The sequence below is a fragment of the Micromonospora pisi genome (assembly GCF_003633685.1).
GTDB classification, from domain to species: Bacteria; Actinomycetota; Actinomycetes; order Mycobacteriales; family Micromonosporaceae; genus Micromonospora_G; species Micromonospora_G pisi.
Genome location: NZ_RBKT01000001.1, coordinates 260462 through 275602, shown reverse-complemented (window position 1 = coordinate 275602; position 15141 = coordinate 260462). Strand labels below are relative to the sequence as shown.

The following is a 15141-nucleotide window of genomic DNA, read 5'->3' as shown; positions in this document are numbered from 1 at the left end:
GGTTCACCTCAGCGTGCCGATCGATCGTTCGGCTGACAATCCCGCTGGCCCTACCCCACCCCTGGTTGGGTCGGGTCGTCGGCGCGTGCTTCGAGGCGCTCGTACCGCTGCCGGGCCGCCTGAGGTGTGTTGAGGCCCAGGCTGAAGGCGATGTCCTGCCAGGTCATCGCCCTGCTCCGGGCGGTTCTCAGCAGGTGCAGCTCGGTCGCGTCGAGGTCGGCCCGGACGTTCGGTAGGAGGGTGAGGGCCGCGACGAGGTCGGTCTTGTCGATATCCGGCTCGTCCGGCCCGGTCGGGATCGTGCCACCGGCAATGCCGGCGACGAGCCGGATCACTTCGTGCGGGGCGGCCATCGACGGGTGGACCTGTCGGGATCGGCGCTCGGGATCGTTGGCGTGCCGTTCGACGAGGTGCGCCAACGCCTGGTAGGTGCGTTCCGCGCGCCGGGCTGCCGGGTCGGGTCGGGTGAAGGGATCAACCATGACCTGAATCATGACTGATCAACGGCTCCTTTTCAACAAAATGTTGAGGTTGCTGGCTCCGGTGGTAGCGGACGCCGCGCCGCTACCACCGGCCCAGATCAGATGCGCAGCTCGCCCTCCGCGTCCGTGGCGGCAGCGAGGATGGCGGTACGTTCGTCGCGGGTGAGGAAGCCCTGGCGTACCCAGTTCGCGGAGGCGGCCGTCACCGTCTTCATGAACTCCTGGTGGCTGCCGAACGGGGCCTGGGCCCAGACCAGGTCGAGGAACGTCTGCCCGTCGCGCTGCTTGTTCGCCACCCCGGAGTCGTACGTCCCGAAGACCACCGTCGGCTCGGTACGCCGGAAGTAGATGTGGTGGGCCTGGGTGTCACCGACGTAGAGCGGACGCAGCGTGTGCCCGTTCGTGGTGAAGGTGCCGGCTGCGCCCGGCGCGAAGGCGGGGGAGATGTCGCCGTCGAGTCTCACCTGCCGGTAGAACGAGAACTCCCGGTAGGCGGGGTCGGAGCTGAGCGCGGCGAGCACCACCGGGCCGTGGAAGACGGTCTGGGTGTCCGCCCGGTCCAGCGCCTTCTCGACCCGCAGTCCGAACGGCATCGAGATCCGTACGGTGTCGCCGTCCTGCCACATCCGGCGCAGCCGCAGGTAGGTGCCGGGCGTCTTCGGCCCCAGCCGCTCCTGCCCGTTGATCCAGACCTGGAAGTTCTTCGCCCAGTTCGGCACCCGCACCAGGATGTCGAGCTGCGCCCTGCCGCCGCTGACCGTCAGGGTGCTCTCCTGCTGGCGGGGGAAGTCGGTGGTCTGGGTGACGGTGATCCCCTTCTCCGCCCAGTTCAGGGTGGAGCCGACGAAGAGGTTGACGTAGAGCGAGGCGTTGTCGGCCGAGCGGAAGTAGACGGACTCCTGGTACTTGGTGTGGTTCTCCAGGCCGCTGCCGCCGCAGCAGGTGCCGGTGTTGCCGTATCCGCGGGAACTGCCCGGGGTCAGTGGCAGGAAGTAGACCACGTTCGGGTTGCTGGTGCTGTCGGCGTCGCGGCGGGACCCGAGGATGTGGTTGACCAGGGTCCGCTCGTAGTAGTCCATGTACTTCGGGTCGGGGTCGTGGAAGAACAGGTTCCGCGAGACCTTGAGCAGGTTGTACGACGTACACGTCTCGGCGCCGTTGCCGGCGATCGAGCCGGCGATGTTGCCGCGCGGCTGGAACAGCTCCGCGTTGGTGTTCGCGGGTCCGGCGTCACCCGCCGGCCAGGTGCCGCTGGTGCCGCCATGGGCGTACATCCGGTGCGGCACCACCATGTGCCAGAAGTTCTCGGCGGCGGCGTGGTAGTCCGGCTCATTCGACCGGTCGAAGACCCGCAGGTAGCCGACGAACTGCGGAACGTGGGTGTTGGCGTGCAGCCGGGTCAGGATGTCGTGGTTCTCCACGCAGGCTCCGAAGAGCGCCTGCCGGTTGTCGAAGCACTTCGCCGTGGTCAGGTAACGCTCGTCGCCGGTGAGGGCGTGCAGGTCGGCCATCACCTCGTTCATGCCGCCGTACTCGCCGGCGATGTAGATCGCCCACATCCGGTTGAGTTGTTCGCGGGGGAGGACCGAGAGCCGACTGTGCACCCAGTCGCCCATCTTGGTCACGATCTCGAGGGCCTGCTCGTTCCCCACCAGCAGGTACGCGTCGATCAACCCGCGCATGATCTTGTGGCAGGTGTAGTACGGCGCCCAGATCGTCGGGTAGGTGGCGAACGATTCCAGCCGGATGAACTGGGTCTCCGGATAGGCGGCCAGGAAGCCGGGATGGCTTGCCTGCCCGCTCGCCGCGATCGCGTCCTGACACTTGCCGAGTTCCGCGACGATGTAGTCGATCTTGTCCTTGTAGAGCTGGTCGCGGGTCGACGCGTACGCCTGCGCGAACATGGTGATCAGATGCCCACTGAAGTGCCCGCGCAGGTTGCCGGTGGCGTCGTCCCAGCCGCCCGGCGGTGACGAACCCTCCGGGGTGGGCAGGCCGGCGGTCACCCGGAAGTTGTGCAACACCCGGTCGGCCGAGTACGCCGTGGCGAGGTTGAGCACCCGTGCCCGCTTCTCGGCGAAGACCGTTCCCTCGGCCAGGGTGACCTGGTCCAGCGCGAACGGTTTCACCACCCAGCTCGGGTTCTGGTCCAGGAACGCCGCCTCCGGCGAGGCGGGTGCCGCCGAGGCGCCGGAGTGCGGTGCGGCTTGTGCGGATCCGGCGACCTGCGGGGCGATGATCGCTGCCACGGTCGCGGCGCCGCCGACCTTCAGCAACCCGCGCCGATCGATGGATGGACGTGCTGGAGTCACTGTCTACCCCCTGAACTCGGTGGGTGTGTAGTTAGCGCTAACATCGATGTCGGTTAGACATCACCTGTGTTAAGCGCTTGTTTCCAGCAACCTAGTGCGATCGATGCGTACGCCCACCGAACACCTGTCGGAACTTCGACGTACGTCGTTGGACACCTGCTGAAGCTCGTTCCATCTGAACCTCAGGTGCGCACTCACAGATGGTGTCATCGGTCCGCCGATCCCGGTCCGAATGCCCGGCCCTCGGTTCGGAAAGGAACGGCTTGTTCACGTGAACAATCCACGCCTCCGATCTTCCCGCCAGGGCGCGTGAACCTGCGCCGGATCTGCACAGCCTCTTCACCCGACGCACCCGGTGGCCTGCTTGGCTGGGTGGATGAGTCAACTCACCGAGGCAACGGCCGCGCCGGACCCGATCACGTACATGGACACGGCCGCTCGCACCCCCGTCGGCCTCGCCTACAAGCAGCGCTTCGTCGACGCACTCGACGTACGGCCCGGGCACACGGTGGCCGACATCGGTTGTGGCCCGGGAACCGACCTGGCGAGTCTGGCTGACGCGGTCGGCGCGGACGGCTCGGTCATCGGCGTGGACCGGGACGTCCGGATGCTGGCCGAGGCCGGACGCCGGCTCGCCGCCCGGTCCAACGTCGAGCTGCGGGCGGGCGACGTCCATGACCTGCCGTTGACCGACGCCGGCGTGGACCGGGCCAGGGTGGACCGGGTCCTGCAACATCTGGACGACCCCGCGCGGGCGATGGCGCAGGTCCGTCGCGTGCTGCGCCCGGGAGGCGTGTTCGGCATGGCGGAACCGGACTGGGACACGATCGCCGTCGCCGACGAGGACCTGCGTACCAGTCGGGGCTTCGCCCGGTTCGTAGCGGGGCAGGTGCGTAACCCGACGATCGGCCGCGAGCTGGTCCGGCTGTCGACGTACGCCGGCTTCCAGGTCCGATCAGTCGAAGCCATCGCCGTGGTGTTCCGGGACTTCGGCACGGCCGACCAGATTCTCGGGTTACGGCGCAACTCGGCTCGTGCGGTCCAGGCGGGAGAACTGGACGAGACGGCTGTCCGGAGTTGGCTTCAGCGCCTCGAGAGCGGGCCCCTGCTCGCCGGGTTCACCTTCTATCTCGTCACCGCGCAGGTGTGAGCGGCACCGGGCGGTGGCCGCCGGCCCGAGGTCCGACCGCTGCGTTACTGTGCCTGCCGTGACGCACTCCGACTGGTCAGATGTACGCGATCGGCTCGCACACCTCGCCGGCAAAACCGGTGCCGCAACGGTCGCCGGTTCCACAAGTCACCGATGGAGTCTTGAGCCGCCGCTGAGCGCCGAGGAGCTGGCAGAGGTGGAGGCGCAACTGCGGGTGGAGCTGCCGGACGAGTACCGGTCGTTCCTGCGGACGGTGGGTCGCGGCGGCGCCGGTCCGGCGTACGGGCTCTTTCCGGTGCGCCGGGTGGACGGCCGATGGCGCTGGGAGGGCGACGGCGCCGACCTCACCGACCTGGACACACTGGCCCAGCCCTTTCCGGCCACCGAGGCGTTCAATCCGGCCGATGATCTGCCCGAGCCGCCCGACGAGGAGGGCTACGACTCGGTGGAGGCGTTCAACGCGGCCGAGGACGCCTACTGGGAGCAGCACGACACGGTCGTCTTCCGTCCTGAACATTCGATCGGATTGCTGTACCTGTCTCACCAGGGATGCGCGCTGCGGGATGCGTTGGTGGTCAGCGGGCCGGCACGGGGCCAGGTGTGGGCTGACGACACCGCCGAGGAGGGCGGGTTCCGGCCGCTGCTCGACGACGACGGTTCGCGGGTGGGGTTCGCCCGCTGGTACCGGCGCTGGCTGGACGTCGCGGAGGCCCAGGCGTCACAGACCCTCCAGGAGTCCAGCGGCTACGACGAGCGCCGTGCTCCGCAAGGCCCGCATCGGTGACGCTCCGGCGCTTCTGCCATTGACCGTCCTCACCCGCAACGCCGAGGGCTCTCGACGAGTAACAGACGCGGGCAGCCACACGTGCTGCGGGAAGCACGCCGACGAGACAGCCTCACCAAACGACAGCGCTTCCCCACCGTCACACGGGAAATGGAAACAGCCCCGGAACTCGCCCGCCAGGAGGATGGCTGCCCCCACGGGGAAGCGATCGGTTGGAACTCACTACACCGAGCCACCGGTGTTCAGTATGAGCTGCCGAAGAACCTCGAGAGTCGTGACATAGTCCGCGTCGTCGATGCCCCTGTGGATGCGGGCCCGGATCGCCGGCGCATGCTGTTTGAGGCTGACACGGGCATCTTCCCCCGCTTTGGTGATCCATAGCTTTCCTTGCTCGTCGCGGGTCAGCCACCCGCGCTCCAGCAGAGCCTCCGCTTCGACGTCCAGATCGTCTTCGGCCCTGAGATACGAGCTCATCGCCCGCTGAAGCTCAGGAACGGTCATCCCGCCGCCGTCGGGCAGGAGGTCGTTCTTGGAGAGGTTGCGCAGCAGCCAGAACTGGGGCTGAGTGAACCCGAGTTCGGCATGCCGGGCTCGGGTGAAGGCGATGAGGGACTCGTAGGCGACGCCTGTCCAATAGGCGGCAGGTTGACCCGCGAGCTCAGCGTCGGACACGTGCAGCGTCGTCATGTGGGCTACCTTCGATGGCGAATGCTTGAGAACAAGGTAAAACCTCAACTTTGGTTCAGATCAAGACCATGGCCAGAATTACGGGTGAGGTCGCATATGTCCAGCCTCGCGTACCAGACGGCCACCGCTCACGCACAGTGACAGCGACCCGTCCCCGGGCATGGGTCAGAAGCAGAAGCACCCCGTTTCATGCGGGTATTCGCTCCGTCCGGGGTCGATCGCCGACGACAACAATCGTGGCGGCACAACCGCAAGCTTGCGCGCGAGTTGATTGAGCTGGTGACCGAGGAACCAACAGTGTGCTGCCAGCAGTGACAGATCTTGTCGTGGGCTGGTTTCCGATCAGAGTGGGGCGCCGCCGTACCCGATCTCGTTTCCGTCGGGATCGACATAGGTGGCCTTTCGTACGCCGTTCGCGTACGTCTCACTCTTTGTCGGCTCCAGCCCTCGCCCGGCTATCTCGGCCACCACGGTATCGAAGTCACCGACGAAGATGGTGTGCATGGCGTGACCGGCATGGTCAGGCCGGTGTTCGATGAACACGAACCGGTGTTCGGCGAGTTGCCACACCGCTTCGGTGTCGTTCGGAAGGAACGCTGGCGGAGCGCCGAACAACCTCTCGTACCAGGCCAGCGCGGCGAGGTAGTTGCTGACCGGTATTCCCGCGAAGAGGTCGACGTCCATGCCGCCATGCTACGGGGGCTGCGGTTACCATTCGCGAACCGCAGTTGTTATATGCTCGAGGTCATGATCATAAATGGCGCCATCGCGGAGGATCTGGCCCCCGAGGGCGTCCTGCGGGCTTCCATCAATCTGGGTAATCCGGTTCTGGCCCAGGGAACGCCGGCGGCGCCGGCCGGCGTCACGGTGGACATCGCGCGGGAGGTCAGTGCGCGACTGCACCTTCCGGTGGAACTCGTCTGCTTCGACGCGGCGCGCAAGTCGTACGAGGCGATGACCTCCGGTCGGGCCGACATCTGCTTTCTCGCCATCGAGCCCGCGCGTGCGGCCGAGGTCGCCTTCACCGCACCGTACGTCGTGATCGAGGGTGTCTTCGTGGTGGCCCGGGACTCGGCCGTCAGCAGGCCCGCCGACGTCGACCACCCGGGAGTACGGATCGGCGTCAAGCGAGGATCCGCCTACGACCTGTTCCTCTCCCGCACTCTCCAACACGCGACCGTGGTGCGAGGCGAGGAAGGGGTCGACGAGTTCCTGGTCCAGGGCCTGGAGGTGGCGGCCGGCATCAGACAACCGATGACCGAGTTCGTCGCGACCCATCCCGAGTTCAGGCTGATCGAGGACCGGTTCATGCAGATCCAGCAGGCGGTGGGGACGACGAAGAGTCGGAGACCCGAGACCGTACGGTTCCTCCGGGATCTCGTCGAGGAGTTGAAAGCCAACGGTTTCGTCGCCGACGCACTGCGGCGCTCGAACCAGTCCGACGCCCGGGTCGCCCCGCCCGAGCACCACTGACCGGCGGCGAACATCGCAGCGAATCAGCGCGGCCAGGACCGGCCGGTAGTCTCGCACCGGTATTGTCCCTGCACGTGAAGTTGCGTGAGGACGAGGTGCTGGTGCCGGCACCCGACTGTGAGATCCGCTCGGTGGTGCTCAGCCCGGTCGGCGAGGGCCCGTGGCCGGGCGTGCTGTTGTACACCGACATCTTCCAGTTGACCGAGTCGACACTGCGTACGGCCCGGCGCCTGGCGTCGGCCGGATACGTCGTCTGCGTACCCGAGATCTACCCACGCGGTGAGCTGGCCGGTGTCGCGTTGGAGTTCGACGACGCCGGCAAACAGGCCGGCCTCGAGGCTGCCGCCGGCACCACGACCGACCAGTTCGACGCGGACCGCGTCGCGGTGCTGGACTTCATGGAGCAGCGCAGCGACATCACCACGCTGCTCGCGGTGGGATTCTGCCTCGGCGGTCACCTGGCGTTCCGGGCCGCGCTCGACCCTCGGGTGGCCGCCACCGTGTGCTTCTACCCGACCGGACTACAGAACGGTGCCCTGGGCGCCGACGCCGATGCGGGATCGCTCGCCCGCGCCGCGAGTATCCGTGGCCGGCTGATGATTGTTTTCGGCTCCCGGGATCCGCATGTGCCCGCCGACGCACGGGCCCAGATCATCTCCGCCCTCTACGCCGCCGGTTTGGACGACCTCGAACTACACGTCTACGCCGGCGGCGAGCACGCGTTCATGCGCGACGTCGGTGCTCGACACGACCCGGTCCTCACCGACCTTGCGTTGAACGAGGCGCTGTCGTTCTTCGGCGGTCGGTGACACCGCCGAGACGTGTGGCCTCCGACCTGACCAGGCTGACGGGGAGTTGTCGTGTCGTACGGATACATCGGATCGATGAAGACCAAGCCGGGCCACCGCGCTGATGTCGTGAACATCCTGCTGAGCGGTGTCGAGGGCCTACGCCAGGTGGGATGTGATCTCTACGTCGTGAGCGTCTCGGACACGGACGACGTCACGATCTGGGTGAGCGAGGTGTGGCAGAGCAAGGAGATGCACGCCGCCTCCCTTGCGCTCCCCGAGACCAAGGCGGCGATCAGCCAGGCCATGCCGATGCTCACGGGTGAGTTCACCAGCCAGGAAGTGACAGTGGTCGGCGGTCTCGGCGTGTGAGGTGCGCCCGCTGTTGCCGGGCTCGCGGAGCTCAACGCGGGTCGGCTGCACGCTGCCCTGGACGTCACCGAACCCGAGCCGCTGCCCGTCGACCATCCGCTGTGGTCCGCGCCGAACGTCCTGATCAGTCCGCACGTCGGCGGCCTGACAGCCGCGTTGGCGCCCCGGGCTCGCCGGCTGCTGGTCGACCAGGTCCGACGGTACGCGGCGGGCGAACCGCTCGCGAACGTCGTGAAGCTCTCTCAGCGGTCGGCCTGAACAGCGGCGGCGAGGGGCGGGGAGAGGGGATAGACCCGTTCCGGCGGCAGCAGCCGCTGTGCCTGCGCACTCCGTCCCTGACCGAGCAACTCCGCCATCCGGCGTACGCGGGGGGTCAGGTCGTCGATCCCGGTCACCCACTGCTCGGCGTACTCGCGGATCAGCTCGCGCCCGATACCGACCTGGATGCTGTAGTGGTTCAGAGCCGCACCGCGCAGCGACCGCTCAGGATCCCACTGCACGTGTACGGCGGCATCGGCCAGATCCTCGCCCCGCCCGCCGTCTCCGCTGCCAGGCGTGGTCGGGACCGCCCGGGACAGCGCCCGCTCCCATCCCTGGCGGGTGATCCGTACGGCGAGGATCTGTTCCTGGTTGGCTTTGCGGGCCCAGTTGCTGCGATGCATGAGCCACAGGAACGACGGCTTGATCCAGGTCATCCGGGTGAACGAGAACGGCGCCACGAACCGCCCGGCCGTCACGGCGGCCCTCGCCACCGTCGGTGAATATGCCTGGTAGACCACGATGGTGTGCGCGTCGAAGTCGGCGCGGATCTGGCGCAGCGGTGCCATCGTCGTTTCCCGTCACCACAGGATGGTGCGGAGCACCCTCCGGAGCACCCGCCGATGCGCGAAGCATTCCAGACCGGGCGCCTCCGACGCGACGGCGTTTTGCCGCCTGATGGTGCGCCGGGGACGCTCCGGTCGGTAGGTCGCCGCCCCGGCCCGAGGGTCGGGCGGCCATCCATGCTCGTCCCTCGCGACCTGGTGCCGGACCAGGTAACGCCCGCCGGTCTCAACCGTGCTCTCCTGGTGGCTGCCCGGGACGGCGTTTCGTCTATCGAGTTTTGACCGGGAGCAGCCCACGTTCGGCGAAGACCCTCTTGGCGGCGAAGGTGGCATTCACGGCTTTGGGCATACCGCAGTAGACCGCGGAGTGCAGCAGTGCTTCGATGATCTCTTCCGGGGCGAGCCCGACGTTGAGGGCGGCGTTGATGTGCACCTCCAGTTGGGGTTCGCAGCCGCCGAGGGCGGTGAGCATCCCGAGGGTGACCAGCTGCCGGTCCCGGGGAGCCAAGCCGGGACGCTGGTATATGTCGCCGAACCCCCAGGCGACGACCTGGTGGCCGAGTTCGGGCGAGATGTCGGCGAGGGAGTCGATGACCCGCTGGCCGGCTGGGCCGTCGATTTCGGTGAGCACCTTCATGCCACGCTCGAAGCGGTCCTGCCTGGTTTCTGCGGTGGCGGCCTTGTCGGTCATGTTTGTTCCGTTCCCTGCTGCTCGGTGAGCAGCTGTTCATAGTGATTGACCTTGTCGTCCAGCGCCCTGGCGTTGCGCCGCAGGTACCGGATGCGGTCCTCCAGCGAGCTGCGGTGCTCTCGAAGCATGGCGAGCCGGTCGGCGATGGTTGCCTCCCCGGCGCCGCGAAGTTGCGCGAAGTGCTGCATGTCGGCGATCGACATGCCGGTTTCCCGCAGCCGCATCAGGAACGCCAGCCACTCCAGATCGGCCGCCGCGTAGCGACGCTGGTTGCCCGAGGTGCGACCGACCCGCTCGATCAGGCCGGCCTTCTCGTAGTAGCGCAGGGTGTCGGGTGACAGCCCGGTCCGTTCGGAGACCTCGGCGATCGTGAGAGCCCGTTCACCCTGGTGGAGGGCGTTGTCGCTGGCCATGCAGAAACCGTATTACCTAGAGTGCGCTCCAGGTCAAACCCGTGGCGTCGCGCGTCGTGCGTCACCGGCATCAGGGCTGGCAACCGAGCCGGCAACAGACTGGTGATTTTGCCGATGCGTGGCCCGTCCGGCCCGTCAAACACTGGTGGACGTCGATATGACCCCGACGAACAGGGAGTACACCGACGTGCAACCACTCACCTGCGCCCCCGCCCGCCCCCGTCCCGCCGTACGCGCCCTCGGCCGGTTCGCCGTGGCCGTCGCCCTGGTCGCCGCCGGCATCGTCGCCGTCCCCGGCCCCGCCCAGGCCGCCGGCCCGTACGAACGTGGTCCCGCCCCGACCAACGCCATCCTGGAAGCCAGCCGTGGCCCCTTCGCCACCGCCTCGCAGAACGTCTCGTCGCTGGTCAGCGGCTTCGGCGGTGGGGTGATCTACTACCCGACGAGCACCAGCGAGGGCACCTTCGGAGCTGTCGCGATCTCGCCCGGTTACACCGCGTCGTGGTCGAGCATCAGTTGGCTCGGTCCCCGGATCGCCTCACACGGATTCGTGGTGATCGGTATCGAGACCAATTCCGTCCTGGATCAGCCGTCGAGCCGAGGTCAGCAACTTCTGGCCGCGCTCGACTACCTGGTCGAGCAGAGTTCGGTGCGTACCCGGATCGACCCCGGTCGGCTTGCCGTCGCCGGTCACTCGATGGGCGGTGGTGGCTCCCTCGATGCGGCCCGAAGCCGCCCGTCGCTCCAGGCGGCGGTCCCGCTTGCCCCGTGGAACCTGACCAAGAGCTGGTCCAGCCTGCGGGTGCCGACGCTGATCGTCGGCGGCGAGAACGACTCGGTCGCGTCGGTGTCGTCGCACTCGATCCCGTTCTACAACAGCATCCCGTCGTCGGCGGAGAAGGCCTACCTGGAGCTGAACGGGGCCAGCCACTTCTTCCCGCAGACCACCAACACCCCGACCGCCAAGCAGATGGTGTCGTGGTTGAAGCGGTTCGTCGACGACGACACCCGATACGAGCAGTTCCTCTGCCCGGGGCCGACCGGCCTGGCGATCGAGGAGTACCGCAACACCTGCCCGAGCGCCTGATCCCCGTACCCGTTCCCACACGACCGCGCCGGGCTTCCGTCCGGCGCGGTCGCCCGTTTATATTGCACCGACAATGCAAATAGATACGGAAGGGGAGACGTGGACGACGACGAAGCAGCCGCCGACCGGCTCCGCGACCGGGTGGCCGCGTCCCTCGACCGGCATGACCCGGGCGGTATCTGAAGCGGGCGAAGAGCGCGGCGATCGGTTTCGGCACCGCGGACCGGCACCGGGCGAAGCTCGCCGTCCTGGCTGACCTGCCTGGTTGACCGATACGTGAACAACGCAGTTACTGGTAAGTAACAGCTATGCATCGAAGGTATTGACGGCCTGTTTCGGAAACGTACACTCCGAGTGTAATTAGTTCGGGTCCGGACAAGGGATGGCGATGACGGAGCACGGGCTCGCGATGCACGGCATCGGGGTACGTTTCGGTGGCCTCACCGCCCTCGACGGCGTCTCCCTCCAGGTGCCCCCGGATCAGGTCGTCGGCGTCATCGGCCCCAACGGCGCCGGCAAGACCACCCTGTTCAACGTCGTCTGTGGACTCGTCGAACCGGCGGCCGGCGCCCTCACCCTCGACGGCCGGCCACTGCGCCCCCGGCCGCACCGGCTCACCCGACTCGGCATCGCCCGCACCCTCCAGGGCGTCGGGCTCTTCGCCGGCCTCACCGTCCTGGAGAACGTCATGGTCGGCGCGACCAACTCGGCCCGCGCCGGCTTCGCCCCCGCCCTGCTCGGGCTACCCCGCAGCGACCGGGACGAACGCCGGCTACGCGCACACGCGCTGACCATCCTGGACGGACTCGGCGTCGCCGACCAGGCCGGCGCCGCCCCGGGCACCCTTCCCTTCGCCGTACGCAAGCGGGTCGCGCTGGCCCGCGCGCTCGCCTCCCGGCCCCGGCTGCTGCTGCTCGACGAACCCGCCGGCGGCCTCGGCGCCGAGGACATCGAGGCGCTCGGCGAACTGATCCGCGACCTGCCCCACCGGGTCGAGCACCCGTGCGCGGTGCTGCTGGTCGAACACCACATGGACCTGGTGATGGCGGTCTGCGACCAGATCGTGGTGCTCGACTTCGGGCGGGTGATCGCCGCCGGTCCACCGGAGGTGATCCGCGACGACCCGAGGGTCACCGAGGCTTACCTCGGCGCCACGGTGGAGCAGAGCGGTGCCGGGACGCCCACCCCGGACGGGGCCGAGGCGGGCAGGGGGGCGACGGCATGACCGCCACCGACGCGCTGCTGCGCGTACGGGGACTGGTCGCCGGTTACGGGGCCGCGCCGGTGCTCCGGTCGGTCGACCTGACCATCGCACCCGGCACCATCGCCGCCGTACTCGGCGCCAACGGGGCCGGCAAGACCACGCTGCTGCGTACCCTCACCGGGCTGGTCCGGCCGACCGCCGGGCAGATCGTGCTCGACGGCGACGACCTGCGCGGCGTACCGGTCGAACAACTCGTCCGCCGGGGCATGGCGCACGTGCCGGAAGGGCGCGGGGTGGTCGCCGAACTGACCGTGGACGAGAACCTGCGCCTCGGCGGGCTCTGGCGTCGCGACCGGGCCGACGCCCGCCGCGCCCTCGACGAGGTCTACGACCTCTTCGAACCGCTCGCCCGCCGCCGCCGGCATGCCGGCCACCAGCTCTCCGGTGGTGAACGGCAGATGCTGGCACTCGGCCGGGCCCTGGTCGGCCGGCCCCGGCTGCTGCTGCTCGACGAACCGTCGCTCGGGCTGGCACCCCGGGTCACCGCCCAGATCATGGCGCTGCTGCGGCAACTGCGCGACCGCGACGGGCTCACCGTCCTGCTGGTCGAACAGAACGTACGCGGCGCGCTCTCCGTCGCCGACCAGGGTGTGGTGATGTCCCTCGGTCGGATCGCCATCGCCACCAGCGCGGCCGGGCTGCGCGACGACGCCGACCTGCGACACGCCTACCTCGGGTTCTGACCCGGAGATCGTCGACCCGGCCCCACCCGTCCGCACCGACAGCTCGGAGGGAGGAACCACTTGGACCGCTTCGTATTTCTCACGTTCGACGGGCTCGCCCGGGGAGCGGTGTACGCCGCCTTCGCCCTCGCGTTGGTGCTGATCTGGCGCGCCGCCCGGATCGTCAACTTCGCCCAGGGCGCGATGGCGGTCGCGACCGCGTACGTCGCGCACAGCGTCTCGACCGCGACCGGCTCCTACTGGCTCGGCTTTGTCGCCGCACTCGCCGCCGGCCTGCTGCTCGGAGCGGTGGTCGACGTCGCCGTGATGCGGTTCGTCGGCCACTCGTCACCACTCAACGCGGTCATCGTCGCCCTCGGTCTGGTCCTGGTCATCCAGGCCGTCCTCGGCATCGTGTACGGCAACGAGTTCCTGCCGGCGCCGGCGCCGTTCGACCGTACCGCGTTCACCGCCGGTGGGTTGGTGCTGCTCTCCCCGTACGACCTCTTTGTCTTCGGCGCGGTCGGCGCCGTGGTCCTCGGCCTGGCGTGGATGTTCGGCCGCACCGCGATCGGCCTGCGGATGCGGGCGGCGGCCTTCGCCCCCGAGGTCTCCCGGCTGCTCGGGGTCAACGTCGGCGGCATGCTCACTCTCGGCTGGGCGCTCGCCGCCGGGGTCGGCGCCCTCGCCGGCATGCTCGTCATCCCGACCGAACTGGGGCTGCACCCGCACGCGATGGACCTGGTCTTCGTCTCCGCCTTCACCGCCGCCGTCGTCGGTGGGCTGGACAGCCCACCAGGTGCGGTGATCGGCGGCCTCGTGGTCGGACTCCTGCTCTCCTACGTCAGCGGGTACGTCGGCAGCGACGTCACCCCGTTGGCGGTCCTCGCCCTGCTCCTGGTGGTGCTCCTGACCCGCCCCGGTGGCCTCTTCGCCGGTGTCGCGGCGAGGCACGTGTGAACGCGCCCACGCGGGTCACCGCGCCCGCGTCGGCAGCAGTGGGCAGCGCCGGCCGGGGCAACCGGCTGCGCCGCTCCACCCTGCTGCGACACCTCGCCGTGGCGCTCGTCGCCGCGCTGCTGCTGGTCGCCGCCAGCTACGGGCTGGAACCGTTCCGGAACTTCCAGCTCGCCACGGTGGCGGCGTACCTCTGTGCCACCGCCGGCCTGACCGTACTCACCGGACTGAACGGACAACTCAGCCTTGGCCACGGTGCGCTGATGGCGACCGGCGCCTACACCGTGGCCCTGACCCAGGGTCGGTTCCTCGACAGTGGCGTCACCTCCGGCTGGCTGCTCGTGGTCTCGCTGCTCGCCTCGGTACTGGTGACGGTCGCCGTCGGTGCGGTGATCGGGCTGGCCGCGGCCCGGTTGCGCGGCCCGTACCTGGCCGGGCTCACGCTCGCTGTGGCGGTGGTCGTGCCGGCGGTGGCGATCACCTTCGACGGGGTCTTCGGTGGGGAACAGGGGCTCTCCGTCCCGGTCGAGCCGCCTCCGCTGGCGCTCGGCCCGTACTTCCCGTACGAGCGCTGGCAGGCATGGCTGGCCGGTGCCGCGATGCTGCTGACCATGCTGCTGCTGGCGAACCTGGTCCGTAGCCGCTTCGGCCGGGCACTGCGGGCGGTCCGGGACGACGAGGTCGCCGCGCGGCTCGCCGGAATCCACGTCGGTCGGACCCAGGTGCTGGCGTTCGTGGTCAGCGCCGGCTGCGCCGGCCTCGGCGGCGGCCTGCTGGCGGTGCTGGCACAGAGTGTGTCACCCGGCGCGTTCTCGCTGACGCTGTCGCTGTTCCTGCTGATGGCGATCGTGATCGGTGGGCTGGGCAGCCTCGCCGGTGCGGTCTGGGGTGCGGTGCTGCTGGTCGCGTTGCCCGACCTCACTCACTCGGTGACCGAGCTGTTCACCCTCTCGCCGTCGGTGGCGCAACGGTGGGAGGGCAACCTCCCGCTGGCGATCTTCGGAGTCACGTTGATCGTCGTGATGATCGCCGCTCCGGGCGGCATCCACGGGCTGCTGACCCGGGCCGGCCGCCTGCTGGCCCGCCGTCGGCGTCCCTGACCCGCGCAGCACCGCACCAGCCAGTTCCACACCGCCAGCTCACACGACACCCAGCTCACACCGTCAACATGAACCGGACCGGGAAAGGTCGGTGC

Annotated in this window: 17 protein-coding genes and 1 pseudogene; 11 read left to right on the top strand and 7 right to left on the bottom strand. The window is 68.7% G+C overall.

The window, feature by feature from the left end:
- Positions 1 to 50: 50 nt before the first annotated feature.
- The gene (locus BDK92_RS01170) at positions 51 to 482 is read right to left on the bottom strand and encodes a DNA-binding protein (protein ID WP_246016711.1); all 432 of its coding nucleotides are present in this window, start codon (positions 480 to 482) and stop codon (positions 51 to 53) included.
- Between the two features lie 98 nt (positions 483 to 580).
- A complete protein-coding gene (locus BDK92_RS01165) occupies positions 581 to 2794 on the bottom strand; it encodes a glycoside hydrolase family 127 protein (RefSeq protein ID WP_211349000.1) in 2214 nt (737 codons plus the stop codon).
- A gap of 376 nt (positions 2795 to 3170) precedes the next feature.
- Here BDK92_RS01165 and BDK92_RS01160 point away from each other — a divergent pair, with 376 nt between their 5' ends.
- Both BDK92_RS01160 and BDK92_RS01155 read left to right on the top strand, forming a co-directional pair.
- Positions 3171 to 3944 carry a methyltransferase domain-containing protein gene (locus tag BDK92_RS01160; RefSeq protein WP_121153762.1) on the top strand — a complete coding sequence of 258 codons (774 nt, stop codon included), beginning with the start codon at positions 3171 to 3173 and terminating at the stop codon, positions 3942 to 3944.
- Between the two features lie 58 nt (positions 3945 to 4002).
- A complete protein-coding gene (locus BDK92_RS01155) occupies positions 4003 to 4728 on the top strand; it encodes an SMI1/KNR4 family protein (protein WP_121153760.1) in 726 nt (241 codons plus the stop codon).
- Between the two features lie 222 nt (positions 4729 to 4950).
- Here BDK92_RS01155 and BDK92_RS01150 read toward each other — a convergent pair whose 3' ends face one another.
- Together BDK92_RS01150 and BDK92_RS01145 are read right to left on the bottom strand one after the other, a co-directional pair.
- Positions 4951 to 5415, bottom strand: a complete 465-nt coding sequence (locus tag BDK92_RS01150) for a MarR family transcriptional regulator (protein ID WP_121153758.1) — start codon at positions 5413 to 5415, stop codon at positions 4951 to 4953.
- Positions 5416 to 5757: 342 nt separating this feature from the next.
- On the bottom strand, positions 5758 to 6099 hold the full coding sequence (locus BDK92_RS01145; RefSeq protein WP_121153756.1) for a VOC family protein: 342 nt from the start codon (positions 6097 to 6099) through the stop codon (positions 5758 to 5760).
- 63 nt (positions 6100 to 6162) lie between these two features.
- Here BDK92_RS01145 and BDK92_RS01140 point away from each other — a divergent pair, with 63 nt between their 5' ends.
- The 4 genes and pseudogenes from BDK92_RS01140 to BDK92_RS01125 form a co-directional block, all read left to right on the top strand.
- On the top strand, positions 6163 to 6888 hold the full coding sequence (locus BDK92_RS01140) for a transporter substrate-binding domain-containing protein (protein WP_121161453.1): 726 nt from the start codon (positions 6163 to 6165) through the stop codon (positions 6886 to 6888).
- Between the two features lie 74 nt (positions 6889 to 6962).
- Positions 6963 to 7697 carry a dienelactone hydrolase family protein gene (locus BDK92_RS01135; RefSeq protein WP_121153754.1) on the top strand — a complete coding sequence of 245 codons (735 nt, stop codon included), beginning with the start codon at positions 6963 to 6965 and terminating at the stop codon, positions 7695 to 7697.
- A gap of 51 nt (positions 7698 to 7748) precedes the next feature.
- Positions 7749 to 8048 carry a putative quinol monooxygenase gene (locus BDK92_RS01130; RefSeq protein WP_121153752.1) on the top strand — a complete coding sequence of 100 codons (300 nt, stop codon included), beginning with the start codon at positions 7749 to 7751 and terminating at the stop codon, positions 8046 to 8048.
- A gap of 15 nt (positions 8049 to 8063) precedes the next feature.
- Positions 8064 to 8306 (top strand): annotated as a pseudogene (locus BDK92_RS01125) (NAD(P)-dependent oxidoreductase); the annotation flags it as partial.
- Here BDK92_RS01125 and BDK92_RS01120 read toward each other — a convergent pair.
- The 3 genes from BDK92_RS01120 to BDK92_RS01110 all read right to left on the bottom strand — a co-directional run bounded on the left by BDK92_RS01120 (position 8291) and on the right by BDK92_RS01110 (position 9976).
- Positions 8291 to 8875 carry a DUF4291 domain-containing protein gene (locus BDK92_RS01120; RefSeq protein WP_121153750.1) on the bottom strand — a complete coding sequence of 195 codons (585 nt, stop codon included), beginning with the start codon at positions 8873 to 8875 and terminating at the stop codon, positions 8291 to 8293. The pseudogene BDK92_RS01125 and the gene BDK92_RS01120 overlap by 16 nt on opposite strands.
- Positions 8876 to 9140: 265 nt before the next feature.
- Positions 9141 to 9563 carry a carboxymuconolactone decarboxylase family protein gene (locus BDK92_RS01115; protein ID WP_121153748.1) on the bottom strand — a complete coding sequence of 141 codons (423 nt, stop codon included), beginning with the start codon at positions 9561 to 9563 and terminating at the stop codon, positions 9141 to 9143.
- Entirely contained in the window at positions 9560 to 9976 is a 417-nt protein-coding gene (locus BDK92_RS01110; protein ID WP_121153746.1) for a MerR family transcriptional regulator, read from the bottom strand. Before BDK92_RS01110 ends, BDK92_RS01115 begins: the two co-directional genes overlap by 4 nt.
- A 157-nt stretch (positions 9977 to 10133) precedes the next feature.
- On the opposite strand from BDK92_RS01110, the gene BDK92_RS01105 reads away from it, so the two are divergent.
- From BDK92_RS01105 to BDK92_RS01085, 5 genes are all read left to right on the top strand, one after another.
- Positions 10134 to 11063 carry an alpha/beta hydrolase family protein gene (locus BDK92_RS01105; protein WP_121153744.1) on the top strand — a complete coding sequence of 310 codons (930 nt, stop codon included), beginning with the start codon at positions 10134 to 10136 and terminating at the stop codon, positions 11061 to 11063.
- A gap of 388 nt (positions 11064 to 11451) precedes the next feature.
- The gene (locus BDK92_RS01100; protein ID WP_121161451.1) at positions 11452 to 12288 is read left to right on the top strand and encodes an ABC transporter ATP-binding protein; all 837 of its coding nucleotides are present in this window, start codon (positions 11452 to 11454) and stop codon (positions 12286 to 12288) included.
- A complete protein-coding gene (locus tag BDK92_RS01095; protein WP_121153742.1) occupies positions 12285 to 13010 on the top strand; it encodes an ABC transporter ATP-binding protein in 726 nt (241 codons plus the stop codon). The genes BDK92_RS01100 and BDK92_RS01095 overlap by 4 nt, the downstream gene beginning before the upstream one ends.
- A gap of 60 nt (positions 13011 to 13070) precedes the next feature.
- The gene (locus tag BDK92_RS01090) at positions 13071 to 13949 is read left to right on the top strand and encodes a branched-chain amino acid ABC transporter permease (RefSeq protein WP_121153740.1); all 879 of its coding nucleotides are present in this window, start codon (positions 13071 to 13073) and stop codon (positions 13947 to 13949) included.
- The gene (locus BDK92_RS01085) at positions 13946 to 15046 is read left to right on the top strand and encodes a branched-chain amino acid ABC transporter permease (RefSeq protein ID WP_121153738.1); all 1101 of its coding nucleotides are present in this window, start codon (positions 13946 to 13948) and stop codon (positions 15044 to 15046) included. Before BDK92_RS01090 ends, BDK92_RS01085 begins: the two co-directional genes overlap by 4 nt.
- Positions 15047 to 15141: the final 95 nt, after the last annotated feature.

Excerpts from the sequence above, each read along its gene's own strand:
- BDK92_RS01170 (WP_246016711.1), bottom strand. The coding sequence starts at position 482 with ATGGTTGATCCCTTCACCCGACCCGACCCGGCAGCCCGGCGCGCGGAA.
- BDK92_RS01160 (WP_121153762.1), top strand. The coding sequence starts at position 3,171 with ATGAGTCAACTCACCGAGGCAACGGCCGCGCCGGACCCGATCACGTAC.
- BDK92_RS01150 (WP_121153758.1), bottom strand. The coding sequence starts at position 5,415 with ATGACGACGCTGCACGTGTCCGACGCTGAGCTCGCGGGTCAACCTGCC.
- BDK92_RS01145 (WP_121153756.1), bottom strand. The coding sequence starts at position 6,099 with ATGGACGTCGACCTCTTCGCGGGAATACCGGTCAGCAACTACCTCGCC.
- BDK92_RS01140 (WP_121161453.1), top strand. The coding sequence starts at position 6,163 with ATGATCATAAATGGCGCCATCGCGGAGGATCTGGCCCCCGAGGGCGTC.
- BDK92_RS01120 (WP_121153750.1), bottom strand. The coding sequence starts at position 8,875 with ATGGCACCGCTGCGCCAGATCCGCGCCGACTTCGACGCGCACACCATC.
- BDK92_RS01115 (WP_121153748.1), bottom strand. The coding sequence starts at position 9,563 with ATGACCGACAAGGCCGCCACCGCAGAAACCAGGCAGGACCGCTTCGAG.
- BDK92_RS01110 (WP_121153746.1), bottom strand. The coding sequence starts at position 9,976 with ATGGCCAGCGACAACGCCCTCCACCAGGGTGAACGGGCTCTCACGATC.
- BDK92_RS01105 (WP_121153744.1), top strand. The coding sequence starts at position 10,134 with ATGACCCCGACGAACAGGGAGTACACCGACGTGCAACCACTCACCTGC.
- BDK92_RS01100 (WP_121161451.1), top strand. The coding sequence starts at position 11,452 with ATGACGGAGCACGGGCTCGCGATGCACGGCATCGGGGTACGTTTCGGT.
- BDK92_RS01095 (WP_121153742.1), top strand. The coding sequence starts at position 12,285 with ATGACCGCCACCGACGCGCTGCTGCGCGTACGGGGACTGGTCGCCGGT.